Origin of the sequence: Streptomyces purpureus (assembly GCF_014648195.1) — a bacterium.
Lineage (GTDB): Bacteria > Actinomycetota > Actinomycetes > Streptomycetales > Streptomycetaceae > Streptomyces > Streptomyces purpureus.
The window spans coordinates 1-26,173 of record NZ_BMQQ01000007.1 but is presented as its reverse complement, the minus strand read 5'-3'; the positions used below and the strand labels follow the sequence as shown (position 1 = coordinate 26,173).

Sequence of the window (26,173 nt, the reverse complement as noted above, 5' to 3'; positions counted from 1 at the left end):
GTGGATGTGAGTCCCCTATTCGGCCGCCGGCACTCTCCGCCGGACGGTCGCCCCCGGCCACCCAACCGGAGCACCATGCGCAGAGCCCGTCTCCTGCCCGCCGCGGCCGTCGCCGCGCTCGTCGGCTGCACCGCCCTGGACACGGGCGCGGCGGCCGACCCGAGGGCCTCGCTGACCACCGCGTCGGCGACCGCCACGGTGGCCGCCGCGCCGCCCATGCCGGCCCCCGACGCCAAGCCGGCCGCGCCCGATCCGAAGACCGCCACGGCGCTGCTGTCGATGCCGACGATCGGCGTCAAGGACCTGAAGGTGGTTCCGTACGAGGGCACGACCGACGACCGGGCGGGCACGGTGATCCAGGACCGGGGCGTCGCGGCGAGCCCGTACGGCAAGCGGGGCGGGGTCGGACCGGGCGAGGTCGGCAACTATCTGGTGACCGCCCACCGGCTCTCCGCCGGAGGCCCGATGCGCGATCTGCCCGCCCTGAAGAAGGGCGACTCCGTCTTCGTCCAGCTGGGCGGCACGGTGTACGAGTACCGGATCACCGACACGCGTAAGACCTCCTTCCGGTCCGAGCGCTCGCTGGCCGAGCAGCGGGCCGCGGTCCCGGGCAAGCCGGGCGAGCGGCCCACCCGGGCGATGATCACGCTCTCCACCTGTGCGACTCCCGAGGACCACGCGGCGGGCAACTTCTGGAGCGACGCCCAGGGCAACCCCGAGCACCGCATCGACAAGATCGGCGTCCTGGTCAGCCGCTGATCATGCGGTGCAGCAGGTCCGCGGCCGCACGGCCGAAGGCCGGGTCGTTGATGTGCGTGTCGGTCTCGACCAGCTCCACGGCGCTGCCGCGCAGCCCCTCGCGCAGCGCCGTGAAGAGTGCCTCGTCGGCGGCCGGGTCGTGGTACGGGCCGCCCGGCGCGCCCAGAGTGGACAGGCCGCGCAGCGGCAGGACCAGCGCGGTCGGCCCGGTGGCGGCCCGCAGCTTCGCCGCGACACGCCTGCCGAGCTCGGCGCATTCGCCGGGGGTGGTGCGTACGACCGTGACGGAGGGGTTGTGCACCCTGATACGGCGCTCGCTCATCCGGTCGGGGACGGTGTCCGCGGGGCCGAACTTCACCATGTCGAGCGCGCCGAGGCTCACCACCTGCGGCACTCCCCGGCTCCCGGCGGCGGTGAGCCGGCCGGGACCGGCCGTGAGGAGGCCCCCGCAGAGGTCGTCGGCGAGTTCGCTCAGCGTCAGGTCCAGGACGCCCGCGAACTGTCCCTCTCCGGCGAGCGTCTCCAGGGTGCGTCCGCCGGCCCCGCTGGTGTGGAACACCAGCACCTCGTAGCCGTGCTCGGTCATCCGCTCGCGCGCGGCGTCCACGCAACCGGTGGTCACCCCCGCCATGCTGGCCGCGACGAGCGGCCGCCCGCCCGCACCGCCCAGGGGGCCGGCGGCGTCCGCGCGCGAGGTGGCGGCGAAGCCCTGGGCCATCCCGACGACGGCGTCGACGGCGTTGGCGAGGATCGGGGCGGAGACCCGGTTGACACCGGCGATGTCGACCACGCTGTACATCATGGTGATGTCCGTGGAGCCGACATAGGCGGAGACGTCGCCCGAGGCCATCGAGGAGACCATCAGCTTCGGTACGCCGAGGGGCAGTTCGCGCATGGCCCGGGTCGCGATCGACGTACCGCCGCTGCCGCCGAGCGCCAGCACGCCGTGCAGCCTGCCCTCGCCGTGCAGGCGCCGTACGGTCTCGGCCGCGCCCCGCGCCATCACGGTCACCGCGGCGCCCCGGTCCCCGTCGCGCCGTAACCGCTCCAGGTCGGCGCCGCCCGCCCGGGCCACCTCCGCGCGCGGCACGTCCGCCGCTATCCGCGGGTCGCCGATCACCCCGGCGTCGACGACCGTGACGTCGACGCCGCGCCGCAGCAGCCGCTCCCGCAGCCATCCGTACTCGAGCCCTTTGGTGTCGAGGGTGCCCACCAGCACAACGGTCGCCATGAACGTACTGTCCGGCGGAACTCCCGTCACCCACAAGGGAGCTGGCGTCGGGACGCCACACGTGCGGCAGCAGGTCTGACGGACCATCACAGATGACAAATGTCATGCCGTTCCATGAGAAAGATCGTTCCGAGGGTGGACGGCCGGGCGTCCGGGGGGCGTTGAGGATGGTTCCACAGTGCACGAGCCGATCAGACAGGACCTTCTCATGCGCCTTGCCTCTCCGGGCCGCCGGCCTGCCCGCCTCGCCGCGGTGGCCTCGGTCACGCTGCTGTCCCTGGCCGTCGGTGTCCTCCCGGCCCAGGCCTCCCCCGCCGCACCGGCGCCCGCGGCCGCCGTCTCGGCCTACGCGGGGCTCGACCGGGCCGCGCTGCGCCAGTCGCTGGACGCTTTCCACAAGGCCGGGATGTACGGCGCCTATTCGTCCGTGCGGGACGGCTCGGACCGGTGGCGCGGCGCCACCGGGATCGCCGACCGCGACACCGAGCGCCCCACCCGGCCCGACTTCGAGCACCGGATCGGCAGCATCACCAAGACCTTCACCGCCGTCGCCGTCCTCCAGCAGGTCGACAAGGGCCGGATCGACCTCGACGCGCCCGTCGGCCGCTACCTGCCGGAGCTGGTGAAGGGCGAGCGCGGCCGGAAGGTGACCGTGCGGATGCTGCTCAACCACACCAGCGGCATCGGCGACTACATAGTCCCCGCCTTCCCCGGCTTGCTGGAGGATCCCGGCAAGTCCCTGGACGCGCACCGGCTGCGCCGTATCGCCCCCGAGGAGCTGGCCCGCCTGGGTCTGGCCGCGCCGTCCCCGGCGAAGCGCGGCACGCACTCCTACTCGAACACCAACTACATCCTCGCCGGGCTGCTGCTCAAGAAGGTCACGGGCCAGAACCCGGAGACGTACATCACCCGCCATGTCATCCGCAAGGCGGGCCTCAAGCACACGTACTTCCCGCGTACGCCGCGCATCAACGGCCCGCACTCCAAGATGTACGAGTCGTTCTACGGCTACATCGACCCCGCCCGCGACTACAGCGTCTACGACATGTCGTGGGCCGGTACGGCCGGTGCGATGGTGTCGACGGTCGACGACCTCAACGACTTCTACCGCAAGCTCCTCGGCGGCAAGCTCCTCGGCGCGGACGAGCTGCGGGAGATGAAGACGACCGTGCCCGCCCACGAGACCGAGCCGGGCGAAGAGGCCGGCATGCGTTACGGCCTCGGCATCTACACACTCAAGATGCCGAGCGGCTGGTACTGGGGCCACGACGGCGGTGTCTTCGGCGCCGGCACGTGGTCGCTGTCGACCGGGAACGGCCGCCGCCAGGTCTCGATCGGCTGGAACCTGATGAAGTACGAGCGCTTCGACGAGCAGGGCAAGCCCAAGCCGGACCCGATCGGCACCGCCCTGTTCCAGTACATCGACGGCGCCCTGGCCGGGGCCAAGAAGCCCGCGCCGCGCAGCTCGGCGGCCGCCCCCGGCACCCCCGCGCCGCTCATGCAGCAGCGGCTGGTCGGCCCGGAGCAGCTGCGCCGCTGACCCGGGCCGGGATCCGCCACCGGCCAGGTGGCGGATCCCGGGCGCACGGCTCATCGTGGAAAGAGGGACGGCGAAAGCTTCGATCTGGAGAACGCCGATGGAGCCGTACCTGATCCCGGTCGTACTCGCGGCGGTGTTCGCGGCCTTCACGGTGTCCGCCGCGGCGGGATTCGGCGGAAGCCTGATTCTCGTCCCCACCCTGGCCCTGGTCCTCGGCACCAAGTCCGGGGTGGCGCTCGCGGCGCTGCTGCTGGCCGCCAACAACGTGGTCAAGGTCGCCGCGTACCGCAGGACACTGCCGTACCGGAAGGCCGCACCGATCATCGTGCTGGTGACCCTCGGCGTGTTCCTGGGCGCCAAGTTGCTGATCGCCGCGCCCGAACGGGCCGTCACCATCGCCGTGATGGTCAGTTTCGTGGTCGCGTTCCTCGCCGAGTCGCTGGACCTCACCCGCTGGCGGCGGATCGGCTCCCCCGTCCTCGCCTTCGCCTCGGGCGCGACGTCCGGCTTCAGCGGCACCTCAGGGCCCCTGAAGGGGCTCGCCCTGCGCGGGCTGGGCCTCGACCGGCTGCATCTCGTCGGGGCGCTGTCCCTGACCTCCCTCGTCGGGGACGTGACCAAGACCGCGATCTGGACCGACGCCTCACTCCTGGTCGGCCGGGACTACCTGGTCGCCCTGGTCTGCGTCCCGCTGATGTTCTCCGCCACCTTCCTCGGGCGCCGCTTCAACACCCGGATCGGGGAACGGGGCTACACCGGTCTGTTCTGGGCCGTGATGGTGGGCTACACGGGGCGGCTGCTGGCCACGCTCTGACCCCGTCGCCATCCTTGATCCACGGGCGGTCGCCCGGCAGCGGTCCATGGGGTGAGCGATGGTCGAGATGTCGGTGGTGGTTCCGTGCTTCGACGAGAGCGAGGTGATCGACGCGTTCCACCGCACGCTGGTCGGTGCTCTGCGGCCGACCGGGGTCGCCTTCGAGGTCTGCTACGTCGACGACGGCAGCGGCGACGCCACCGGGGAGCGGCTGCGGCGGCTCGCCGAGCAGGACCCCTGGGTGCGCTATACCTCCTTCAGCCGCAACTTCGGCAAGGAGTCGGCAATGCTCGCCGGGCTGCGGATGGCCCGCGGAGAGGTGGTGGTCCTCATGGACGCCGACCTCCAGCATCCGCCGGAACTCGTGCCGCGCATGATGGAGCTGCACCGCCTCGGCTACGACCAGGTCGTCGCCCGGCGCGACCGTACCGGCGAAGGGCCGGTGCGCACCGCGCTGAGCCGGGGGTACTACCGGCTCGTGCGCCGCTTCATGGACGTGGAGGTCGTCGACGGCTCGGGCGACTTCAGACTGCTGTCGCGCCGCGCCGTGGACGCCCTGCTCACCCTCCCGGAGAGCAACCGGTTCTCCAAGGGGCTCTTCTCCTGGATCGGGTTCGACACCGTCAGTTTCAGCTACGGCAACGTCCGGCGGGCCGCCGGCGCGTCCAAGTGGGGCGGGCGGCGGCTGCTGAACTACGGCATCGACGGCCTGCTCTCCTTCAACACCCGTCCGCTGCGCCTCGCGATCCACACCGGCCTGTGGCTCTTCCTCTCCGCCCTCGCCTACGCCCTGTGGATCCTCACGCGGGTGGTCCTGCACGGGGTCGACACCCCGGGTTACGCCACCCTGATCACCGCCGTCGTGGCGCTGGCCGGCGTCCAGCTCGCCACGCTCGGGGTGATCGGCGAGTACGTCGGGCGGATCTACCACGAGGCGAAGCGCCGGCCGCACTACGTGGTCCGGGAGACCAGCGACACAACGGCCGCACGCCCACCAGCGCCACGGGTCACGGAGTCCGTGTCCCGCGAGTGACCCGCTCCAGGCGGTAGTGGTCGGCGACGCACTGGGCCGGCCAGGTCCGGCGGCCGTTGTCGCCGAACGGCTCCAGCATCCGCGAGACCTTCACCGGTGTGTACGGCAGCACCGTCGCGCCCCGCGCCGCCCCGGCGCGCAGCGCGGCGTCCTGGCGGTCCCAGCGCTGCGCCCGCACCTTCATGTCCTGCCCCAGGTCGTACAGCGGGGTGGCCAGGCCGAGTACGGAGACCATGCACACGGCGGCAGCCAGGGCGGTCGGGACCCCGGTCTCCGTCACGCCCCCGCGCAGCGCCCGCCCGAGGAGCGCGCCGGCGGCCGTCAGCAGCAGGACGTACAGGAGGAGGTAGTCGTTCCAGGTCCGTTCTGTGGTCACCACCCGTGCCCCGAAGACGGGGTAGGTGATGACGGTGCAGAGGTAGCCCGAGACGAGGAAGGCGGCCGCCCCGAGGCCGGTCCACAGCCAGGGCCGGGGCCGCAGCAGGGTGGCCCCGGCGCTCCGGGCCGGGCGGGCGAGCAGTCCGAGGAGGACTCCGGCCGCCACGGCGCCGGTGTACTGCCAGGTCGTCAGGACGGTCTCCAGGATCTGCCCGTAGGCGCGCAGCGAGGCGGACAGGCTCTCCGGCGCGAGCATGGAGACGGTCTCGGCGCCGTAGCGCTCGCGGCGGTGGCGTGAGCCGGGGGAGGTCACCAGCAGGAGCGTGCCGATGCCGATACCGGCCATGCCCAGCAGCGCCCAGAGCCGGGCGAATCGCCGGATCCGCTCGGCCAGGAGGTGGTGGGCGAACACGACGATGCCGCTGAGGACGACGAGGCAGACGACGGACGCCTCTTCGGAGAGCGTGCCGAGGAACACCCCTGCCGCCAGGACCGTGAGAGCCGCGACCGCCTTGCCGCGGCGGCTCCTGGCCCGCAGCAGCGGCAGGGCCGCGGCGCAGGCGAGGACGGGAGCGAGGGTGTGGGAGACGGAGGCGGCGGGCCAGTAGAACGTCTTGTAGGTGTTGGGGGTCGCGAAGAGGAAGACGGCCGTGACCATGGCGGCGACGAGCAGCGGCACTCCGCGCGGCACCCGCTGCCCGGCCCGGCGCAGGAGGTGAGCGAGGAGGGTCCAGAGCACACCGAGCGTCAGCAGCCCGCTGACGGGGGCGTACCACTGGTGCCCGGCGACGGGGTGCTGGGCGTACAGCCCGACGAGGAGGCCGTTGGCGATGCGGCCGTTGTCGGTGACGTAGAACTGCTCGACGAGGCCGAGGATTCCGTGGTCCCGTACGACCGGCAGGAAGCACCACTCGTCGGCGCTCGGGCGTACGTGGCGGCCGAGCCAGGAGGCCGCCGCGAGCAGCCCGAGCGGCAGCAGCGCCAGGGCCGGGACCCAGGCGCTCGTCGCGGGCGGCCGTCGCCGTGGGCCGGGGCTCCCCTGCTGCTCCTGGGCGGGAGCGCCACTGCTGACGTCGACGGCCATGCTCTGCGTCACTTCCTCTCGGGGTCGCGCGTGGCGGTCCGCATCCGGCGGAGCGTCGACCGGCCTCTGCCGTTCTACCGCCTGGAGGCCTGGTGAGCCGCGTCGGCCCCGCCGGTGGCCGTCGAATGCGCGCGCCGGACCGCGCTGCGGCATTGCTCGCAGCGCGGCCCGGGACCGACAGGAGGGATTCGTTGATGGGGCGTCAGGGCGAGGGTGAGGCCGGCGGAGTCGTGGGCGAGGGCGCCGCGGGTGACTCAGGGGACGCCGGGGATGTCGGCGAGGGTGCCGTGGGTGACGCCGGGGACGCGGGGGACGCCGTGTTCCTGGGCATGGTGGGCACCGGGAGGTTGTAGATGTGGTCCGGGGTCACGATGCGGGTGATCGCCTGGCCGACGAGGGTGCTGGGCTCTGTCTGGCCCTGCAGGATGTCCGTGTTGAGCATCACCGTCAGGGTCGCCTGCTCCTGCGGCAGGTACATGGCGATCGCCTCGTACCCGGGCAGGGAGCCGTTGTGACCGATCCAGCCCTGCACGTTGAAGAGGCCCAGGCCGTAACTGGCGCCGGAGATCCCCGTCGGGAGGGTCTCAAGGCGCTCCGCCTGTGTCTTGGGCTCCAGCAGGGTGCCGGTCGCGAGCGTACGGGCCCAGCTGTGCAGATCGCCGAGCTGGGAGATCATCGCCCCGGCCGCCCAGCCCCAGGAGGGGTTCCAGTCGGTCGAGTCCTCGACGTTCCCGGACGCGGTCTGGTTGGTGTAGCCCTGGGCGTGCGGCTCGGGGAACGCGGCGTCCAGCGGGAAGACCGTGTGTCGCAGCCCGGCCGGCTTCACGACGTTCTTGTCGATGAACTCGTTCAGCGGCATGCCGCCGGCCTTCTCGACGACCAGCCCCAGCAGGATGAGGTTAGTGTTGCAGTAGTCGAACCGCTCACCGGGCTGGAACTGGACCGGGTGCTTGAAGGCGAAGTCCAGCAACTCCTGGGGCGTGAAGGGCCGATCCGGATCCGACGTCAGGGCCTTGTAGAAGCCTTCGTCCGCCGAGTAGCTGAACAGCCCGCTGCGCATGCCTGCCAGGTTGCGCAGGGTGATCCTGTCCCCGTTGGGGACCCCGTCGATGTACTTCGAGATCGGATCGTCGAGACCCAGCTCGCCTTGGTCCACCAGTTCGAGCATGGCGGTCACGGTGAACGTCTTGGTCAGGCTGCCGATCCGCATGTACATGTTCGGCTCGATCGGCTCGCCGCTCGCCTTGTCGGCGACTCCGAAGGACTTGATGTACTGGCCCTTGCCAGGGGCGGACAGGCTCACCATCACGCCAGGTATGTCGGCCTCGCGCATGACCTCGCGGATCGCCGCGTCCAACCTCGCGGCCACGGCGGGGGTGAGTTCGGGGAAGTCGCCGCCCGGGGAGGGGGAGGCCGGGCTGGTCACGTCCGGGCTCGGCTGTTGGCCGTAGGCGGTGCTCGCCGTGGCCGGCAGCATCAGCATTCCGGCCGCCGCCACCACCGCGCATGCCCTGCGCAAACGTATCTGTGAGCACTTCACGGCAGCCTCCTGCCTGAAGAGGACAAACACTCTCACCAGGCTAGGCCCGCCCCGTCACTCCCGCACCACGGGCGGCCGCGCCGAAACTCCGTCGCCCGGTAGGGAACGGCCCGCATACCCTGTGCCGCATGGGCCATGCGAAGACCTCCGACACCACCGGCACCACCGGCACAACGACTCTCTGGCGCCCGACCGGGCCCGAGGAGCTCGCCCTGGTCGAGGAGCTCCAGTGGCGGGCATGGCCGCCCCGGCTGCCGGACCAGCCGATCTTCTATCCGGTCCTCAACGAGGACTACGCGATCCGGATCGCCAGGGACTGGAACGTCCCCCACAGCGGCGTCGGCCACGTCACCCGCTTCGAGGTCGACACCGCCTTCCTGGCCCGCTATCCGGTTCAGCAGGCCGGTGGCCGCACCATTCTGGAGCTGTGGGTCCCGGCGGAGGAGCTCGACGAGTTCAACGCGCACATCGTCGGGCGGATCGAGGTCGTGCACACCTTCCGATGAAGGGGAGGGTGACGGGGTGTCGGCCCGGGCGGCGGCCTCATGCGCCGTCGTCCGGCCCTTCCTCCGTCTCCGACTCGGCGCTGAGGGAGAGCAGTTCCAGTGCGCGGCGGGCCGTGTCCGCCGTCCGCCGGGCGGCCTTCGCCTCGGCCCGCGCCTCGCGCAGCTCCCGGGTGGCCAGGTCCGCGGCCGTACGGGCCGTCCGGTGTTCCTGCCTGGCCTCCCGCAACCGCCCCTCCAGATCGGCGACTCGCTCGCCGCTCTCCTCGGCCCTGCCGGTTGCCTCGGCCTGCGCCTGCTCGGCCTCCTCGACGGCGCCGTCGGCTCGTTCGGCCTGCCGGGTGGCCTCCCGCGCCTGCGCCCGGGCCCGCTCCAGCTGGGCGGCGCGCCGCTTGTCCGCCGCGCGGGTGGAGCGCTTCGTCCCCGCCGCGCCCGGTGCGGGAGCGGCAGGTGCTGCGGGCGGGGCGGGCGCCGGTTGGCCGCCCGGGGCCTTGGGGGGCGTACGGGCCGGTGTCACGCCGGGGGCGGGTTCGAGGCCGGTGAAGCCGACCGGTGCCGAGGGGGCCTTCTCCAGGCTCCCTGCTGCCCACTGCCGCGCCACGTCCTCGTCGGTGAGCACCGCGCGCAGGATCTGCTCGACCTCCTGCACGACGCTGTCGCTCACGCTCTGTCCCGCCTCACCGGCCAGATCCCGGGCCTGGTGGGCGAGCGCGGCCATGACCTGATGCTGCTGGTGGCCGAGGTCCCTCAACTGAGCGGCGTCCAGGGACCGGTGGGCCTCCCGCAGCGCGCGGCCCAGTTGCAGGAACTGCTCGGCCTCCGCCGGGCGCCGCCGTGCGAGCAGGTTCGACGCCCAGACGGCGAGCGTCGGCCTGCGCAGTCCGGCGATCCGCTGCGCCGCCGCCGCGTCCCCGGCCGAGCGGGCCCGGGCGGCGTAGGTGTCACGGGCCGCGATGAACTCCGAGGGCCGCAGCCCGTACAGCTCCCCGACGACTTCGTCGATGTCCATGTCCACGGCCCCACTGTCGGCCATGGTGGGGCGAGCGGCGCGGACCGCCGGGGGTCTCCGCGCGCCGCGTGGGCCGCACGGGTCAGCCGCGCAGGAAGCTGTCGCCGTGGGCGGCGATGTGGGCTTCGAGGGCGGTCAGCGCCTGCTGGGTGGCGTCCGCGCTGCCGCTGCCGCGCCGCTCCGCGTAGTAGGCGGCGCCGAGCTTCTTCAGCAGGTCGTTGCCCGCGCGCTGCTGCTGGACCTCGTCGATCTTCTCCTTGCCCTGCTGGAGTGCGCTGGAGGCCTGTTCCTTGGCTCGGTCGAGGAAGCCGGGCATGTCTTCTCCCTGGGGTGCGAAGCGTGTGGGACGTATCGAGGGTGCGGGGGCGCGGGCCCGCGGGGCGGGCGAACTGCCGCGTACCACACCCGGCACCCCTCCAACGGACCAACGAATCTCCGAGTTCCCCCGGGCGGCCGGTCAGCGCAGGGTGATCTCCTCCCCCACGCCCCGCTCGCGGGCCGCGGCGATCACCAGCGCCGCCGCGGCGGCGTCCTGCACGGCAACGCCGACGGACTTGTAGAGCGTGATCTGCTCGGCGGAGGTACGGCCCGGTCTGGTGCCCGCGACGAGTTCACCGAGCTCGGCGTGGATGTGCTCGGGGGTGATGAGGCCGTCCCGGATCGGCTGGAGGAGGTCGTTGCTGCCGGCGGGGAAGGGCGCGAGGGCCACCTGCCGGGATTCGACGCAGACCAGCGCGTCGGCGACGGTCTCGTCGTCGATCTCGCGGCCCGCCGGGTTGAAGCCGACGGAGGTGATGTGCGCGCCGGGGGCCAGCCACCCGCGCCGGACGACGGGCTCGATGGTGTGCGTGGCGGCGGCGACGAGGTCGGCGCCGTCGAGGGCCTGCTTGTAGGAGACGGCGGGGCGGACCTCCATGCCGAGTCCGGCCGACAGCTCCTCGGCGAGGGTGACCGCCTTGGCCGGGTCGCGGCCGGCGAGTCTGATCTCGCGTACGGGCCGCACCCGGCTCAGGGCGCGGACGTGCGAGCGGGCCTGCACTCCCGTCCCCAGGACGGCGAGGACGGACGCGTCCTCACGGGCGAGGAGCTTCGTGGAGAGCGCCGAACCGGCCGCCGTGCGAACGGTGGTGATGACGGTGCCGTCCAGGAGCGCCGCCGGTTCGCCGGTCTCCTCGTCGAAGGCGACGATCAGGGCCTGGTGGGTGGGCAGAGCGGTGCGCGCGTTCCGTGGGAAGAGGGAGACCAGCTTGGTCATCAGCGTGCCGGTGGACGGGACGTGGGCGGGCATGGTGGCCAGCAGCCCGTCCTGCTGCGGTACGAGCACGGCGATCCGGTCCGGGGCGTGCGCCCGGCCCGCGCTGAGGTCGGCCATGGCCGTGGCCAGGGCATCGATCAGCTCGTCCGGGTCGAGCAGCTCCTCCACCTGCGAAGGACCGAGAACCAGCACCGTCCCACCTCCACCTCTGCCACGGCTGTCACCACCTGATGGTCCGAGCATTGCCCCGCGAGCCCGCCGACGCGACGGCGACTCGCGGGGCGGCGCCGCGGAGTGCCGAATCGGGCCCGGCGGGCGGTGCCGGGCGCCGCGCCGGCTACCCGACGAGCCGCTTGCGCCACTCCAGTGGGGTGACCGTGATGGCCTGCTCCGGGGCGCCGTTCCAGTCCACGCTCAGCCCGGTCTCCTCCAGCGCCGCGACGACCTCGCGCCCGACGGCCGTCGTCGTGCCGGCGGAGCCGTCGAATCCGCCGTACAGCAGGGTCAGGCCATGACCGGTCGCGGCGCCGTCCGTGCACTGGGAGTGGAAGTAGACGAACCCGCGGGCGTCCGGTGCGGCCTCCGCGCCGATCTCCTCGTGACCACAGGTGCGGCAGCAGGTGAAGTTCTCCCGGGCGGTGATGCCCGCCTTCTCCAGTGCCGTGAACGCCCGGGTCAGTCGCTCCGGGTCGGTCTCGCCCTCCCAGGCGGCCTGTTCGGCGACCCGCTCCAGCCACATCCGGTCGACCAACTCGCGCGCCTGCGCAGGCGAGACGGGCCGGTGGTCGCCGGAGACCAGATAGTCCTCGGCGATCTCGGCCAGCTGTGCCCGGCCCGTGTAACCGCCGACGAGGACCTCCTGGATCCGCTCCTCGAGCAGTTCCCGGTCCTCCTCGTCGAGGGTGAGCGGGGGCGCGGGTTCGGCGTCGGCGCCGAAGTCGAGTCGCTCCCAGTCGAGCCCGTCGTCCCAGCCGTCCTGCTGCCGTGCCCATCCGGTCATGGCCGCGATCACGGGCTCCGGACCGTCGAGGGTCACCCTGAAGTGCCGGTCGGGCCCGCCGTCGCGATGCTCCAGGGTGTGATCGCCGCCCGTCTCGTGCCAGACCTGGACGAAGACGCCGGGGAGCTCCGGTATCCGCTCGACGACGAGGAACTTGTCATCCGTACCGCCGAGTCGCCGGATCAGTGTGGCGAAGTCGTCGGCGGAAGGCCGGACATGGCGCTGTCCGGCCACGGTCTGCACTGTGATCGCAAGCATGTGCACACTCTGGCACGTGGCACTGACAGCCGGGCTGTCACGGTCCCTGCTCCGGCTGTCCGGCCATGATGCCCGCGCGGGCGGCGAAGTCGAGGGCCACGTCGAGGCGGGGAGCGGGGCGGTCCTCGACGTGGGCGGGCGCCAGCAGTTCGGCCACCGCGTCCGCGTCGACCGTACGCGCCTCGGCGAGGGCCAGGAACCGGACGAGGGCCGCTTCGAGGAGCTCCTCCGCCTCGCAGCGGAGGTCGTGCCATTCGGCGGTGCGGGTGGCGAACTTCTCCTCGGAGCCGGCCCAGGGCGCGGCTCCGTCCAGTCCGTCCTCGCGCAGTTCGGCCGGGTAGGCGATGCGGTGCCAGGCGCCGTCCTCCCACCAGTAGACGAACCCGAGGAGGTTGCCCTTGGCGTCGTCCCGCAGCAGCTCCCAGGGCAGCCACTCCGGGCCGCCCGCGAGGAAGTCGATCTGCTCGCCGCCGACGTGGGTGTGGCTGCCGTCGGGGTCCTGCCCGCAGAACACGGCGCGCCCCTCCCCTACGAGGGTCAGGCGCCACCAGCCGCCGGCGCCGGTGGTGTGGCACCACACTCCGTCGTCGTCCAGCGCGAACTCGGTGTGGTCCGAGCAGGCCGTGTCGACCAGCGCCATGGTCACGGCCCTGGCCCACAGGCGCTCGGGCCGGTCGAGGTCTTCGGGCAGGCTGGGCTTGTGCATCGGGCGATCCCCCTTGTCGGTGCGTCGCCCCAGATTCACACATCGGCGCGGCCGGTGGACTACCCGCCCAAAGAACCCGAACGCGCCGCCCATCAGGTGTTTTAGAGTGGCTCTCTCATATTCCCTCCGGGTGCCCTCAGTTCGGATCGCACCAGGCTGTCCGAGACGACGTCGACGGGACCGAGCCATGTCTCCAAAGCAGCAACGCGGTGAGGCCACCGTCGACCGCCTCCTGACCAGCGCGCTCCAGGTCTACGCCACCGCCGGACAGGAGGGGTTCACGGTGAGCGCGGTCACCAAGGCCAGCGGGGTCAGCCTGGGCAGTCTGTACCACCACTTCGGAAGCTTCGACGGCCTCGCCGCCAGTCTCTACTGTCGTTGCCTTGAGCAGCTGTGCGACACGATGAACGCCGCGCTGTACCGCAGCCGCACGCCACGCACCGCCATCCGCGCCCTGGTCAAGGCGTACTTGGGCTTCACCGTCGAACACCGCGACGCCGCCCTCTTCCTGCACGCCTCCGCCTACTCCGGCTATCTCGCCTCGCACGCCGAGGAGATCAAAGCCCTCAAGGAGGTCAAGTTCGCGGGCATCACGGACTGGCTGCGCCCCAGGATCGAGGCCGGTGAGATCCTGCCCACACCGGAGCACCTGGTCGAATCCCTGGTGATCGGTCCCCTCGCGGAAACCGCGCGGCGCTGGCTGTCCACCACGTACGACGAGGTCGACCTCGCCGAGGCCGAGCGCATCCTGCCGGACCGCATCTGGCGGACGCTTCGACCGGACTGAGAACGGGCCGGCAGCAGCGGCCCACCCCGCACTGTCGCGAAATTGACAGTGCCCTGGCGCGGAGAGACCCTGGAATCAGAGCACGCCCCGATGGCCCATCAGAAGTTTGCCATTCACTCAATCGGTGATCGTCGTGCCGAATTTCCTGCTCGTCCGTTCCGCGGATCACGTGCTGCTCGGCGTGAGCTGGTCGGGGCTGAGCATCACCGAGACCCGCGCCGACGGTATGCCCGTACTGGAGGCGGTCGGCGACGACGCCCGGCTGGTGCTCACCTTTCCCCCACAGCATCTGGCCGAGGAGACCTCCCGGCGCGAGCAGGCGGCGCCGCAGTTCCTGCCGTCGGGCTCCGGCACTCTCGTGCCGGTATGGCGGGCCGCTCTGTCCGGACCGAGCCGACTGGTCTTCAGGCTGCCGCGCGGCACCACACTCGTCCCGACGGTGGACGGGATCCTCCAAGCCGTGGGGCGGGGTAGACCGATCCCGCCGGTCTCCCCGCCAGGAGCCACCGACACGGCTCTTGAACTGCCGTGGAGCATGATCTTCTCCGTGGAGGACCGCCTCGGCGGCCACGCGTGGACCTCCGTCCATCCGGTACTGCCCGTGACGGTCGCCGGAGTCTCCGGCCTGTGGCGGGCCCGGCTCGTCGCCGACCTGCCGGACCCTACGGCCCCCGCACAGGACGCCTCCCTCGCGCTGCGTGCCATCGACCGGGCGACCGCGCAGTCGGCCGATCCCGGCTTCTCCCTCCCGCTGGGCATGGTGGAGAGGACACGCCTCGCCGACAACGCCCGCTCGCGTCCCGCACCGGCCACCAGGCTCGAACTGACCTCCCTCGGCGGCACCCTGTCGGCCGCCGGGAGATGGGACGCCTTCGAGTGGGAGCACGAGGCGGTACTCGGCCGGGACGTCCGTGTCCGTACGGTGACCTCGGGGGTGCTCTATCCCCTGGGCCACCGGGCCAAGTACGTGGAGCTCAGTGAACGGATATTCGACCAGACAGCCGGTCATGCGGCAGTGCTGCGGAGCAAGTACGTACTCACCGTCATCGAGCCGGTGCGCCACCCGCCCCCCGAAGGACCCGCCACTCGCGCCTTCCCCTTCGGGGACGTCGAGATCACCACCCTCGGATACCCGAACATCGAGGAGGCGGCCTGGCAGGACTTCACGCACCCGGTCACAGGGCGGGTGCACCGCGGCGTCTATTTCCAACCCCACACGCCCGCACCGAACCGCCGACCGGTCCTGTTTCCCGTCCGGTGCGAAGCCTCCCCGGGCGACGTGCACTTCCAGCTTCCGCTGTGGTTCGTCGCCGATGTGTCCGAGCCCGGCTTCACATCACTCACGGACCCCGCCCTGGCCAAGCATCTGGCGGACACGGTCTACACCCCGCATACGGTCACCCTTCCCGGCCTTTCCCTCGATCTGGTACGGGCGGCACAGCGCGGCGGCGGAGACGTCCACGAGGTGCACGGCATCACCGTCAAAGGCAGCCTGCAACCCACCGGGTACCGCCCGGTGCTGAGCGCTCTGGCGGTGCGACTGCCCGCACTGCGCACCCTGCTCGGCGACGACGAGCTGCACAAAGTCAGCTTCACGCAGGACTATCTGAACCAGGGCGCCACCCAGGACGTCCTGCTGAACCTGGTCACCCCGTTCGACATCTGCTTCGTCGGCCGGTCCGACCGGTCCGGCGGTCTCGTGGCGCCCCGCTATCGGGTGAACGCCCTCTCCCGTACCGAGGGGCCCGTAAATCTGGACGTACGGCCCGCTTCGGGAGCGGGTTCCATTGATCCGGCTCGCCTCTTCCCCGCCGACGCCACCCTGCTGGGATTCGCCCTCAAAGATCTGATCACCGACCTCAAGGCACCGCCCGCGATCACCTCTGAACTCCACCCCGGCCGGCCCCCGGAAACGACGATGGAATGGAAAGGGGTCAAGCTCAAGGAGAACGGTCCATTCAAGCCGGCCGACGGGAGCACCCTCGACCTGAAAGTGACGGCCTCGGCCGCCGGCTCGGACACCTCCTGCACCGTGCACGACTTCGCTCTGGTGCTGCCTTCTCCGTCCAAGCGCTTGCTGCAACTCCGGTTCGCGTCACTGTCCTTCACCCACCACAGCGGAGGCCCGCCCAGGGTTCAGGTCGGCGAGGTGGACGTGACGTTCCTCGGCGAGCTGGAACTGCTGCAGAAACTGGGCGAGGCAGTCGACCTCAGCGACACAGGTCCACGGATCGAGGTGACGCCGGCGGGTCTCGTCGCCGGCTACACGTTGCCGCTGCCCGTGGTCCCGGCGGGTGTGTTCGTGATGCGCGACTTCGCGCTGAACACCGAGATCTCCGTGCCGTTCGACGGGCGGCCGGTTTCGGTGAGCTTCGGCTTCGCGAGCCGGGAGAACCCGTTCACCCTGACCGTCCTGATGTTCGGCGGCGGCGGATATCTGGAACTGGAACTCGACCACACCGGGCTGCGGCGGCTGGAGGGAGCCCTGGAGTTCGGCGCGATGGTCGCCGTCGACTTCGTGGTCGCCCGCGGTGAGGTCCACGCCTTCGGCGGTGTCAGGTACGAGATGGCCGGCAGCAAGGTCACGCTCACCGGCTACCTGCGGATCGGCGGGTGCGTGGAGGTTCTCGGGCTCGTCACGGTCTCGGTGGAGCTGTGCATCACGCTGGCCTATCAGTCCACCACCATGGCTCTCGTCGGCCGGGCGACCCTGGTCATCGAGATCGACCTCACCTTGTGGTCCGACAGCATCGAACTCGACAGCGGGACATGGGTGCTGGCGGGCGGCGGAGACCGCGAACGAGGGTTCGCCGCCCCACGCGCCGTCCCCCGCGAAGCCGCACCGGGGCTGGAACGCTGGCGGGACTACCAGGCCGCCTTCGCCCCCGTCATCTAGGAGCCGGAGATGAGCAAGATCGGTGAGGTCCTGGCCACGGCGACGCTTTCCTTCGCGCCGAGTCAGGTCATGTGGAGTCGCGACGGGCAGAGCCTGGCCGCGTTGGGCCCCCATCCCATGTCCGTCGGCTTCGGCTCCCAGATGCTGGGCGTACTCGACGCCGCGACGGGCGAGAGGCGCTGGTCGAAGGACACGGTGGACACCAGGTCCGTGGCGATCAGCTCCGACGCGGGACAGGTGGCCGTCGCGGGCGGGCTGGGGCGCGTCGAGCCCATCTACGTACCGTTCCTGGACTGCAGTGACCTGCCTCCACAGGACTTGGAGGAATGTGAGCGGTTCAACAGGGAGGAGGCCGGCACCATCTCGGGCTACGAGGTGCCTCCCGATCGTGTCAGTGTGCTGGCCGCCCCGTCCGGGTCGGTCCGCTGGTGGCGGGAGGACCCGGATGCGGCGGCACGGCACGTCGGCTTCAGCCCCGACGAGAAGCTGCTGGCAGTCACGGGGCAGGGGACGCTCCTGCTCGACGCGGACAACGGTGACGTACGGCTCGAACTCGGTTCCGTGTCCTCGCCCTTGCTCCCGGCGGCCTTCAGCCGGGACTCCCGATCGCTGGCGGTGGCCGACTCCATACGCATGGTCCTCGTCGATGTCACGGCCGGCGCGACACGGTGGGTCATCTCGCTCCCGGAAGCCGTCTCGCAGTTCGCGTTCACCGAGAACGACACCGCGCTGGTCGTCGTGACCGAGCGGCAGGTGCTGACGCTCAGCGCCGACACCGGCGACACCTGGGCGTCGGTACCACTCGAAGTCCCGATCCTCGGCAGTCACCCGACCGTGCTGAGTGCCGACGGCCGGCGACTGGTCAGGGTCGGGCCGGAGTCGATGGCGTTGTGGAACGTGGCGGACGGCGGCCGACGTTTCGAGACTCCCGTACAAAGCCCCGCCACGGTCCGGTTCAACCCCGTGCTCCCGGAGATCGCGATCGTGTCGGCGGGTGGGGTGAGGGTGCTGAACTCCAAGCTCGGCGCAACGGTGTGGGAACACGGCACAGATCCCGTGAAGAGTCTCGCGTTCTCCCCGGACGGGCGGCGGCTCGCGCTCTGCGGAGCGGCACGCCACGGCTCCGGTTTCGTCCACGTACACGACATGAACCCCACCAGCGTCTCGCATTACGTCTGCGAGGGTCCGGTGGCGAAGATCGCCCTCACCTCCTCCCTCGGCCGGCTCGCCGTCGCGGCGAGCCATGACCCGGACGCGAAGTCGACGGTGTTCCACTCCGACACCGGCGACCTGGTGCTGGAGAAGGTCCAGCCCGGGTCGATCATCTGTCTGTCGTTCAGCCCCGACGGTCGTCACTTCGCCACCGGTGGCACGGACGGTGGCGTCCGGCTGTACACCGCCCTCACCGGGAACCGAGAGTGGATGGTCGCCCACACCGCCAAGGTGAACGGCGTCGCGTTCCTCTCCGGCGACGGGGAGGACGGTGTCGTCACCGTCGGCCAGGACAAGACCGTACGTCGCCTCGCCCGTGCGACGGGCGACGCGGACTGGCAGGTCAGCCACCCCCAGCCGGTGACTCTGGTGGCCGTGAGCCCCGACGGCCGTTGGATCGCCACGGCCTGCATGGACCGTTCGACCCGGATCCTGAACCCGGCCACAGGCGCGGAGCTGTTCAGCTTCTCCCACGACGGAAGAATCAGGGCGATCGCCTTCGACCCCCAGGGCTCGAGGCTGGCCACCGGCGGCGACGACGGGGCCGTGCTGATCATCGACACCGCCACCGGACGAGAGCTCGGCCGCTCCCTCCACACCCGTGAGGTGACCGCCATCGCCTTCAGCCACGACGGAGCCCTGCTGGCGACCGCGGGCAAGGACCACGCGGTCAACCTGTTCGATCTCACGGTCGCCCCACCGGGACTGGTCCGAGGTCTGGCCTTTCCGCAGACGATCACCAAGCTCGTCTTCCACCCGACCGAGGCGGAACTGGCGCTCGTCAACGACGAACCGACTCCCACGGTGACGATCATCGACACGACGAAGGAAGGCACCGAACTCACCCGGCTCACCCATCCCGCGACGGTGAACGACCTGGCCTACAGCCCCGACGGGAAGCTGCTGGCAACCGCCTGCGCGGACTCGTTGGCCCGTGTCTACCCAGGACGGCGAGAATCGTGAGCACCCTTGTGTGGGTGGCGGTACCCGCCGGGTTGTTCTCGCCGTCGATGCTGCGTATCCGCGTCATGGTCGTCCCCCGGCTGGGCGCGGGCTCTCTCGACGTCTTCGACCTGCGGGACTGGCCGGCCGCGCTGGCCGATGCGTCGTTCTCCCTGGAGGTCAAGACCGCCGACGGCGTCCATGAGGTGGACCGTGCTCCGGGGTACGAGCACGTCGCCGACAGCGACGCCTGGCACGCGTTCTTCGACGGGGGCGCGGGAGTGATCGACGAGTGGACTCCGAAGGAGCAACCCACTCCCCAGGTCCGCCCGACCTATTCCGATGCCCGGGCCGTCCTCACCGCGTACCGGGAGTGCACGAGCATCCTGGCCGACCCCGCCGCCGACGGCGAGGCGGCCGTCCGCCGGCGGATCGAGCGCTGGAACAGCCCCCTTTCGCCGACCGTCCCGGCGGAGGAGCCGCTGCCGCCGCTACCACCGGCCATCGACTTCCACCACGCTGTGGCGATGTTGCGCGAACACCCCGCCGTGCTACGGGCTCTGGGCCTGATATTCGAACTGTCGGCCCGCGTGGATGACCTCGACATCGGTACGGCTCCCCGGTTCGTGCGCGTCCGCGGCGCGGACCTGCCGGTGGGCGTCACCTCCCCCTGGACCAAGTACGACCTTGCCGAAGGCGCGTTCTGGCCCGCCCCGGCCGACGGATCCAGCGGGATCCAGCGGGGATTTCTGGATCTGCGGGGTGTCGGCCTGCTCGACTGGGCGGGCGCCACGACCCCTCGGTGGGCGCTCAGCGCGGTCGACGTGGACGGAGCCGTACGCGCGCTGCGCACAGAGGCCAGAGCGCTGGACGCCGACGGCGAGCGCCGCCCCGCGCTGCCGGGCCTGCGGACACCCGGTCTGATGCTGATCCGACCCGACCGCCAGTCCGACTTCACCGCCCGGGCGGGAATAGCCGCCGGCCGGGCCGGAGCCTCCCTGGCCAACGCCGAGTTCACGGCCGAGGACCTGGTGCTCGGCTACCGGGTGGACATCCGGATCGGGGATCCCCTCGTCTTCCATCCTCTGTGCGCGCGCGAGGCCACCTACACCGTCGAGGACTCGGACGGCCGGCCGATCACCTTGGGCACAGCCGCTCAGTGGGAGGAGGGGCACATCGCGCCCTACGCGGCGGTCAAGACCCCCGACGGGCGGCTGCACGCCGACGAGGTCGTGGTCCGCTGGGACGGGTGGGGTACGGCGACACCCGTCGTCGACCTGCTCGGCGACGCCCCCGGGCCCGTACCCGGCCCCGCGCCGGCGCTTCCGTACGTCTTCCGGTGGGAGTTCACTCCGCCGGACCGCACTCTGCCGCGGCTGCGGTTCGGGACCCGCTACCAGATGCGGATCCGGATCGCCGATCTCACCGGCGGCGGGCCAAGCCTCGACGACACCCGGGACGACACCACGTACGCGACGAAGACGGTCCTGTACACCCGGAGCGAGCCCATCCAGCCGCCGCGGCTGAGCCCCGACGGCCCGTTCCTCGCCGGGTCGGCCCTCGACCGGATGGTCATCCGCAGCGACACCGCTATGAACGCCCAGCAGTTCCATCTCGCCAATCCGCAGTACCCGCCGGTCGAACGGCGCACGCTCCACCCGCCGGCCGCGACCTTCGCCCTCGCCGAACAGCACGGCGTGTTCGATCCGCCGCGCAACCAGGACCCCGACCCGCAGTTCATGGAGCACACGTGGGCATGGGCGCAGCGCGCCCTGCGCGCCGATGCCGAAAGCGATCCGGCCGACGCGCTCCCCGATCCCGCGACCAGCGGTATCAGCGCCCACATTCCCGCCGAGGCCGGCGGACTCACCACGCCGATCACCGAGCGGACCGCCTGGGAGTCCTGGCCCTCCGGAGCCCCCAGACACATCGAACTCTCCGACCAGCTCTCCGCGAGCCCTCCCATCTGGCTCGACTGGAACGGCGACAAGCTGGAGATCCGGCTGGCCAAGGGCGAAGAGACGGTCCTCGAACTGTCCTCCACCGTCGCCGACAAATTCATCGCCCACTTCGCCGTCAACTCCTGGCTGAAGCAGCCGGAGGGCGTCCCCCTGCCGGTCGACGAGTGGCAGGTCGCCGTGCTCAACGGGCGGCACCCGCTGCTCTCACCCGTCCGCAGGGTTCACCTGGTCCATGCGGTGAGGCGACCGCTTGCGCCGCTGGTCTGGCAGCTTCCACGGGAGAACGTCGATCGTGCCGTGAACGACACCAACGCCGTCCTGCGGCCGGTTTTCGCGTCCACCGGCCTGAACACCGACAGCACCGGAAGGCTGGAGATCTCCGCGGCCTGGCGTGAATGGTCGAACGACGGCACCGCCGATCGGACCGTCCCCTACCTCTTCGGGGAGACGATCGCACGCGGTGATCCGCCCCGCCTGACGATCCGCCACGAGTTCGGCGACACCAAGCACCGCAGAGTGACCTACACGCTCAAGGCGATCAGCCGCTTCCGCGCGTACTTCGACGAGGACGACCCGGACGAGGCCTTTCAGCTGATTACCCCTCAGCCGGCCGTGAACATCCCCTCCAGCGCCCCTCCCCCCGCCCTCACGCTGCTGTCGACGACACCCTCCTTCCGTGTGCAGCACCAGACCACGTCCAACCGGATCGAGCGGTCCCGGGCGTCGCGCCGACTGCGGGTGGAATTCGCGAGCCCCTGGTACGAGACCGGTGAAGGTGAACGGCTCGCGGTCCTTGTCGCGGCCGACGGAGCCACGCCGGGTATCCCCGTGACCCGGCTCGGCAGAGACCCCCTCTTCGCGTCCCCGCCGCTCGCGCCGACAGCCGCCAAGAGCTGGTTCACCGGCTTCAGCGAGGCTCCTCTCACCTCTCCGGATCTGGGGCCGTCGGTCTGGATCGTCCCCTACGCCGTCACGCGCGAAGGCGACCGATGGTATGCGGACATCGAGATCGATCCGCCGTCGACGGCACCCTCCTACGGGCCGTTCGTCCGGCTCGCCCTGGCCCGCTTCCAGCCCGAGACCGTACGGACCCTGTCCCCGCTCTCCCCCGTCGTGGTGTCGGACCCGGTACGCCTTCTCCCCGACCGCCGCCTGGTCGTCGAGCGGACCGGCCCGGACCTGCGCCTGTCCTTGCACGGACCAGGGCCCCATCCGCCCAATCGTCTGGAAGCCGTCCTGGAGGAAGCGCACACGCCTTCCGGTACCCCGCTGTCCGGCGCGATCGACCTGGTCGACCTCTCCGTCCCGCCCGCCGCCGACATTCCATCCTGGCGGCCTCTGCCGTCCGCCGCCCTCGCGAGCGATCAGCCGGAGACGCCGGCCACACTGCGCATGCCGGCCGGCAGCCGCCCGCTCCGGCTCCGTGTCCGGGAGGTGGAGCGGCTCGGCGCGCCCCCGACCTCGACCGCACCCGCGGAGCTCCGGGACCGGACGGTGTTCGTCGACGTCGTTCCGCTCCCCGCCGACTGGCGGCCGGGCTGATCCGCGTCGGCCCACCGGCTAGGAGCGGCGGCGGGGCTTGCCCCGCTTGGCGCCCTTCGGGGCGCCGGAGCCGCCGCGCGACGGCTTGCCGCCCGACCTGGCGGACGTCTTGCCGGAGGCGGGCTTGCGCTGGGCGCCGCCCGTGGTGGGGCGCTTGGTTTTGGGCTGGGGCGGGGTCTGGGAGCGGCCCCGGGTGCTGTTCACGGTCCGGCCGCGGACGATGCCGATGAACGTCTCCACCAGGTCGGTGGTCTCCTCCTGCGGCCAGGACAGCGCGACCCGGGATTCCGGGACTCCGGTGACCGGGCGGTAGGTGAGGTCCTTGCGGTGGTGCAGGCGGGCCAGGGACTGGGGTACGACGAGGAGGCCGATCCCGGCCGCCACCAGCTCGATCGCGTCCGCCGTCGTGGCGGGCCGCTCGTAGGCGGGGCGGCCCGGCGGGGTCTCCCAGTCGAAGACGTCGTCGAGGGGGTGCAGCACGATCTCGTCGGCGAGGTCCTCGGCGGAGACCTCTTCGACCGCCGCCATGACGTGGTCCTTGGGGATCACGACGACCGTGGTCTCGGTGTACAGGGGGATGGCGCTGAGGTCGTCGCGGTCGACCGGCAGCCGGACGAAGCCGGCGTCGGCGTCCGGCCCGCGCAGCGCCTCGTACGCCTCGGCGGCGGACACGGCGACGAGGGTGAGGGGGACGTCGGGCAGCCGCTCGTTCCAAATCCGCACCCACTTCGTGGGCGTCACTCCCGGGACGTAAGCGAGCCGGAACGAAGGGGGTACTTCCGAGCCTGTCACCCCGCCAGGTTACCCGCCGTGGTCGGAGGTCGCGCACATGCTCGATACCCTGGAACCATGACGTCGCACCAGACCGCCCAGACGATGAAGCCCGCGACCGCGGCGAAGAAGCTGGGTGTGTACCTCGAGGCCACCCCCGCAGAGTTCCAGGAGGGTGTCGTCTCACGCACCGAGCTGAACGCGCTCCAGGCCGATCCGCCCCAGTGGCTCCAGGACCTGCGGCGCAACGGCCCGCACCCTCGCCCGGTGGTCGCGGCGAAGCTGGGTGTCTCCATCGCGGGCCTGGCCCGGGGTGGCCTCACCGAGCCGCTGACCACGGAGCAGATCGAGGAGCTCAAGCGCGAGCTTCCCGAGTGGCTCCAGAAGGAGCGCGCCACCCAGGCCGAGGTCCGCAAGGAAGCGGTCCGGATCAAGGAGAAGCAGCAGGAGAAGGCGGCGCGCGCCGAGAACGGTCCCCGCGACTGACCCGCGCCCGCGCCCGCACCTCACGCACAGCGGAAAGGGGCCGGACAGGCATCAGCCTGTCCGGCCCCTTCTGTGTGCCGGGGCTACTTCGGGACGACCCAGACCTGGGCCTTGGCCGTGGTCGCCGTGTAGAGCTGGATCTTGGTGCCGTTGGCGGTCCGGCCGCCTGTGACGTCCAGGACCTTGCCGGACGCGATGTGCACGATCTGGCCCTTGGCGTTGACCGACCAGCGCTGCGCCGGCTGACCGTGGCAGTCGTAGAGCGAGATGGTGTTGCCGTTGGTGCTGGCGTTACGGGCGTTGTCCAGGCACTTGCCCAGGGCGCGGATCGTTCCGTCCTTCTGGAGGATCCAGGACTGGGCCACGCCGCCGTTGCAGGTGTAGAGCTGGATCTGCGTGCCGTTGGCCGCCTTGCCACCCTTCACGTCCAGGCACTTCCCGCCCAGTCCGCTGATCCTGCCCTGCGGGGGCAGGGCGGCGCCGGCGTTCTTGGCGAGATACCGCAGGCCCTGGAGATCGAACTGCTGGACGTAGTTGCCGGCCCGCTTGTCCATGTACGCGGTGGTGGGCGTGCACATGACCGGGAACTGGCCCGAGTCGGTGCCCTTGACGCAGTCACCGCGCGTCAGGGAGCGATTGGCGTGGGTCAGCCCGAGGGTGTGCCCGATCTCGTGGCTGATGTGGTTGCGCATGTACGGCTCGCCCATGGCGGCCGTCGGCTTGCCGTCCGCGGTGAAGAACGAGTCGTCGATGTACGCGTGTCCGCTGGTGACCGTGGCGGGCACGGACGAGCTGGTGAAGCCGCAGCTCAGATTGGCGGTGCCGGACCCGTCGCGGACCACCTTCCAGCCGGTGTTGCCCATGGTGCCGCTGTCCGGCGGGGGTACGCAGGGGCGGTGCAGCAGGCCGATGATCACCTCGCCCTTGGGCCGGACGTACTCCCAGCCGACCGGCCGGGTGTCGACCGTGACCGGAAGGTTGGTGATCCGCTGGAGGTCGGCGGCCGAGGCCTTCACGTAGCGGGAGAGCCAGTCCACGGACTTCTGGTCGTAGAACTTGATCGTGTAGCCGGTCGGGAGCCACTGGGTCGCGCCGCTCAGCTTCCACCCCACGCCCTCCGGCGGCGCGGCCGCGGCGGCGGCCGCCGCCCTGGGCGCGGGTGCCGCGCCGAGGGACATGACGCCGTCCTTGAAGGCGGTGTGGTCGGTGCGGGAGGCACCGAAGTCCTCCGCGTGGGCGTCGGGCACCTCGGTGGGTGCGGGCGCCTGCGCCGCGCTCGCCGGCTTCGGCTCCTCCTCGGTGCCGAACGCGACGGGCGACAGCTGGAGCCCTCCGACGATCGCCGCCGCCGCGCACGCGGCGACGACGGATATTCGGCGCTTACCTGTAAGACGCCTGTGTGTGGTTCGCAAGTCCCCGTTGGCCTTTCGTTCGAAAGCGCACATGCCGTCCCGGGCCGTCACCAAGTGACGCCCGGGGCCGGTGTGATGATAGATGTCACCGTCGGCCGGGCTGCGACGGGACCCCGGTCCGGACGTGCGGGACAAAGCCCGGCAGGGGCCGCAACACCCCGCTCTGACGGGCCAGTTCGTCCGCGTAGAGGCGGGTCCGGTTCGTCCATGCGGAAGGTGGTCTCGGTGACGGGCTCAACGAGCCGGGCGTCGACCAGTTCGTCGAGGGCGCCGGCGGCCCCGCGTGGGTCGGTGCCCACCGGCCGGGCCACGTCGGTGAGGTCGAACTCGTCGTGGTCGAGGAGTCCGAGGAGCTGGAAGACGCGGGCGGCGCGGGTGCGGCCGGCGAGGGGCGAGGCGAGGAGGCGGCGGTAGCTGCGGTCGACGCAGTCCCGTACGGAGAGGCCTTCGGCCTGGAGTTCGTCAAGCCGGTGTGCCCGCCGGCCGAGCCGGTCGGCGAAGCCCCGCAGGGACCATTCGGGCCGCGCCACCAGCCGGGCGCCCGCGATGCGCAGGGCAGCCTGCTGCTGGCCTGTTCCGGGTGCCAGAGGGCGGATCAACATCCGCTGGAGCGAGACGAGGCCAACCCGCCTCGCCCCAACCCGCGCCCGCGCCCGCGCCCGCGCCGAGCAGCAGGCCGCCGGCTGGGCGCTGAGCGGTGCGGAACCATCTGACCCTCAGTTCTCCAGGAATCACCAGCGCCAATACCCCCAAGCACTGAACGGCGTGGCCTGCACGAGGTGAGAGCTGTTGGAGACAGCGGCCCTGCGGTCGAACTCGGCGTCCAACATTGATGAGTACACCGACACCCGGGTCGGATCCGTCGGGGGCGCTGCTCTGGGAAGGGGGTGGGGTGGGCGAGCCGGGCGCGTGGGGCGAGGTCACGGCGGGGCTGAGGGTGTCCAGGCCGGTGCTGGTGGCGCGGCGGGCCTTGACCCCGAATCCTGGACACGGGTTATGCGGCTGGTGTCAGCGTAGTTGATGTTGCTCTGGACGCTGTCTCGTAGGCGATCGG

The 26,173-nt window shown here is 71.4% G+C and carries 21 protein-coding genes; 10 read left to right on the top strand and 11 right to left on the bottom strand.

The window, feature by feature from the left end; all coding sequences use genetic code 11:
• Positions 1-75: 75 nt before the first annotated feature.
• A complete protein-coding gene (locus tag IEZ01_RS11470) occupies positions 76-759 on the top strand; it encodes a class E sortase (protein ID WP_189201486.1) in 684 nt (227 codons plus the stop codon).
• On the opposite strand, the gene IEZ01_RS11465 is transcribed toward IEZ01_RS11470, so the two are convergent.
• Positions 749-1,990, bottom strand: coding sequence for a Tm-1-like ATP-binding domain-containing protein (locus IEZ01_RS11465; RefSeq protein WP_189201484.1), 1,242 nt, complete (start codon positions 1,988-1,990; stop codon positions 749-751). The genes IEZ01_RS11470 and IEZ01_RS11465 overlap by 11 nt on opposite strands.
• 208 nt (positions 1,991-2,198) lie before the next feature.
• On the opposite strand from IEZ01_RS11465, the gene IEZ01_RS11460 reads away from it, so the two are divergent.
• From IEZ01_RS11460 to IEZ01_RS11450, 3 genes are all read left to right on the top strand, one after another.
• Complete coding sequence (locus IEZ01_RS11460) at positions 2,199-3,530, top strand: serine hydrolase domain-containing protein (RefSeq protein WP_189201482.1); 1,332 nt, start codon at positions 2,199-2,201, stop codon at positions 3,528-3,530.
• A gap of 97 nt (positions 3,531-3,627) precedes the next feature.
• On the top strand, positions 3,628-4,344 hold the full coding sequence (locus IEZ01_RS11455) for a sulfite exporter TauE/SafE family protein (protein ID WP_019884166.1): 717 nt from the start codon (positions 3,628-3,630) through the stop codon (positions 4,342-4,344).
• A gap of 58 nt (positions 4,345-4,402) precedes the next feature.
• Complete coding sequence (locus tag IEZ01_RS11450) at positions 4,403-5,377, top strand: glycosyltransferase family 2 protein (RefSeq protein ID WP_189201480.1); 975 nt, start codon at positions 4,403-4,405, stop codon at positions 5,375-5,377.
• Here IEZ01_RS11450 and IEZ01_RS11445 read toward each other — a convergent pair.
• Positions 5,352-6,839 carry a DUF6056 family protein gene (locus tag IEZ01_RS11445; protein WP_189201478.1) on the bottom strand — a complete coding sequence of 496 codons (1,488 nt, stop codon included), beginning with the start codon at positions 6,837-6,839 and terminating at the stop codon, positions 5,352-5,354. The two genes, IEZ01_RS11450 and IEZ01_RS11445, sit on opposite strands and share 26 nt — an antisense overlap.
• Positions 6,840-7,041: 202 nt before the next feature.
• On the bottom strand, positions 7,042-8,379 hold the full coding sequence (locus tag IEZ01_RS11440; protein WP_229832883.1) for a serine hydrolase domain-containing protein: 1,338 nt from the start codon (positions 8,377-8,379) through the stop codon (positions 7,042-7,044).
• A gap of 128 nt (positions 8,380-8,507) precedes the next feature.
• Between IEZ01_RS11440 and IEZ01_RS11435 the strand changes: the two genes are divergently transcribed.
• On the top strand, positions 8,508-8,885 hold the full coding sequence (locus IEZ01_RS11435) for a hypothetical protein (protein ID WP_019884170.1): 378 nt from the start codon (positions 8,508-8,510) through the stop codon (positions 8,883-8,885).
• Between the two features lie 37 nt (positions 8,886-8,922).
• Here the strand turns inward: IEZ01_RS11435 and IEZ01_RS11430 are convergent, their stop codons facing one another.
• From IEZ01_RS11430 to IEZ01_RS11410, 5 genes are all read right to left on the bottom strand, one after another.
• On the bottom strand, positions 8,923-9,891 hold the full coding sequence (locus tag IEZ01_RS11430; protein ID WP_189201476.1) for a hypothetical protein: 969 nt from the start codon (positions 9,889-9,891) through the stop codon (positions 8,923-8,925).
• 82 nt (positions 9,892-9,973) lie between these two features.
• Positions 9,974-10,207: a hypothetical protein gene (locus tag IEZ01_RS11425; RefSeq protein WP_019884173.1), complete on the bottom strand. Its 234-nt coding sequence runs from the start codon at positions 10,205-10,207 to the stop codon at positions 9,974-9,976.
• A 141-nt stretch (positions 10,208-10,348) separates the two neighbouring features.
• Positions 10,349-11,338, bottom strand: coding sequence for an ornithine cyclodeaminase family protein (locus tag IEZ01_RS11420; protein ID WP_189201474.1), 990 nt, complete (start codon positions 11,336-11,338; stop codon positions 10,349-10,351).
• A 145-nt stretch (positions 11,339-11,483) separates the two neighbouring features.
• Positions 11,484-12,404, bottom strand: a complete 921-nt coding sequence (locus tag IEZ01_RS11415; protein WP_189201472.1) for a DUF6891 domain-containing protein — start codon at positions 12,402-12,404, stop codon at positions 11,484-11,486.
• 37 nt (positions 12,405-12,441) lie between these two features.
• On the bottom strand, positions 12,442-13,110 hold the full coding sequence (locus tag IEZ01_RS11410) for a hypothetical protein (protein WP_019884176.1): 669 nt from the start codon (positions 13,108-13,110) through the stop codon (positions 12,442-12,444).
• A 187-nt stretch (positions 13,111-13,297) separates the two neighbouring features.
• Between IEZ01_RS11410 and IEZ01_RS11405 the strand changes: the two genes are divergently transcribed.
• The 4 genes from IEZ01_RS11405 (at position 13,298) to IEZ01_RS11390 (ending at position 22,450) form a co-directional block, all read left to right on the top strand.
• Positions 13,298-13,897: a TetR/AcrR family transcriptional regulator gene (locus tag IEZ01_RS11405; protein ID WP_189201470.1), complete on the top strand. Its 600-nt coding sequence runs from the start codon at positions 13,298-13,300 to the stop codon at positions 13,895-13,897.
• A gap of 124 nt (positions 13,898-14,021) precedes the next feature.
• Complete coding sequence (locus IEZ01_RS11400; RefSeq protein ID WP_189201468.1) at positions 14,022-16,793, top strand: hypothetical protein; 2,772 nt, start codon at positions 14,022-14,024, stop codon at positions 16,791-16,793.
• A 9-nt stretch (positions 16,794-16,802) separates the two neighbouring features.
• Positions 16,803-18,968, top strand: coding sequence for a WD40 repeat domain-containing protein (locus IEZ01_RS11395; protein ID WP_189201466.1), 2,166 nt, complete (start codon positions 16,803-16,805; stop codon positions 18,966-18,968).
• A complete protein-coding gene (locus tag IEZ01_RS11390) occupies positions 18,965-22,450 on the top strand; it encodes a hypothetical protein (protein ID WP_189201464.1) in 3,486 nt (1,161 codons plus the stop codon). The genes IEZ01_RS11395 and IEZ01_RS11390 overlap by 4 nt, the downstream gene beginning before the upstream one ends.
• An 18-nt stretch (positions 22,451-22,468) precedes the next feature.
• On the opposite strand, the gene IEZ01_RS11385 is transcribed toward IEZ01_RS11390, so the two are convergent.
• Positions 22,469-23,242: a LysR family substrate-binding domain-containing protein gene (locus IEZ01_RS11385; RefSeq protein WP_189201462.1), complete on the bottom strand. Its 774-nt coding sequence runs from the start codon at positions 23,240-23,242 to the stop codon at positions 22,469-22,471.
• A 57-nt stretch (positions 23,243-23,299) separates the two neighbouring features.
• On the opposite strand from IEZ01_RS11385, the gene IEZ01_RS11380 reads away from it, so the two are divergent.
• A complete protein-coding gene (locus IEZ01_RS11380) occupies positions 23,300-23,707 on the top strand; it encodes a DUF5997 family protein (protein ID WP_019884182.1) in 408 nt (135 codons plus the stop codon).
• 83 nt (positions 23,708-23,790) lie between these two features.
• Here IEZ01_RS11380 and IEZ01_RS11375 read toward each other — a convergent pair whose 3' ends face one another.
• Both IEZ01_RS11375 and IEZ01_RS11370 read right to left on the bottom strand, forming a co-directional pair.
• The gene (locus tag IEZ01_RS11375) at positions 23,791-25,119 is read right to left on the bottom strand and encodes a ricin-type beta-trefoil lectin domain protein (RefSeq protein ID WP_019884183.1); all 1,329 of its coding nucleotides are present in this window, start codon (positions 25,117-25,119) and stop codon (positions 23,791-23,793) included.
• 47 nt (positions 25,120-25,166) lie between these two features.
• The gene (locus IEZ01_RS11370) at positions 25,167-25,721 is read right to left on the bottom strand and encodes a hypothetical protein (protein ID WP_189201460.1); all 555 of its coding nucleotides are present in this window, start codon (positions 25,719-25,721) and stop codon (positions 25,167-25,169) included.
• Between the last annotated feature and the right edge of the window lie 452 nt (positions 25,722-26,173).

Coding starts and splice junctions, on each gene's coding strand:
- IEZ01_RS11470 (WP_189201486.1), top strand. CDS start 76: ATGCGCAGAGCCCGTCTCCTGCCCGCCGCGGCCGTCGCCGCGCTCGTC.
- IEZ01_RS11465 (WP_189201484.1), bottom strand. CDS start 1,990: ATGGCGACCGTTGTGCTGGTGGGCACCCTCGACACCAAAGGGCTCGAG.
- IEZ01_RS11460 (WP_189201482.1), top strand. CDS start 2,199: ATGCGCCTTGCCTCTCCGGGCCGCCGGCCTGCCCGCCTCGCCGCGGTG.
- IEZ01_RS11455 (WP_019884166.1), top strand. CDS start 3,628: ATGGAGCCGTACCTGATCCCGGTCGTACTCGCGGCGGTGTTCGCGGCC.
- IEZ01_RS11450 (WP_189201480.1), top strand. CDS start 4,403: ATGGTCGAGATGTCGGTGGTGGTTCCGTGCTTCGACGAGAGCGAGGTG.
- IEZ01_RS11445 (WP_189201478.1), bottom strand. CDS start 6,839: ATGGCCGTCGACGTCAGCAGTGGCGCTCCCGCCCAGGAGCAGCAGGGG.
- IEZ01_RS11435 (WP_019884170.1), top strand. CDS start 8,508: ATGGGCCATGCGAAGACCTCCGACACCACCGGCACCACCGGCACAACG.
- IEZ01_RS11430 (WP_189201476.1), bottom strand. CDS start 9,891: ATGGACATCGACGAAGTCGTCGGGGAGCTGTACGGGCTGCGGCCCTCG.
- IEZ01_RS11425 (WP_019884173.1), bottom strand. CDS start 10,207: ATGCCCGGCTTCCTCGACCGAGCCAAGGAACAGGCCTCCAGCGCACTC.
- IEZ01_RS11415 (WP_189201472.1), bottom strand. CDS start 12,404: ATGCTTGCGATCACAGTGCAGACCGTGGCCGGACAGCGCCATGTCCGG.
- IEZ01_RS11410 (WP_019884176.1), bottom strand. CDS start 13,110: ATGCACAAGCCCAGCCTGCCCGAAGACCTCGACCGGCCCGAGCGCCTG.
- IEZ01_RS11405 (WP_189201470.1), top strand. CDS start 13,298: ATGTCTCCAAAGCAGCAACGCGGTGAGGCCACCGTCGACCGCCTCCTG.
- IEZ01_RS11395 (WP_189201466.1), top strand. CDS start 16,803: ATGAGCAAGATCGGTGAGGTCCTGGCCACGGCGACGCTTTCCTTCGCG.
- IEZ01_RS11380 (WP_019884182.1), top strand. CDS start 23,300: ATGACGTCGCACCAGACCGCCCAGACGATGAAGCCCGCGACCGCGGCG.
- IEZ01_RS11370 (WP_189201460.1), bottom strand. CDS start 25,721: ATGTTGATCCGCCCTCTGGCACCCGGAACAGGCCAGCAGCAGGCTGCC.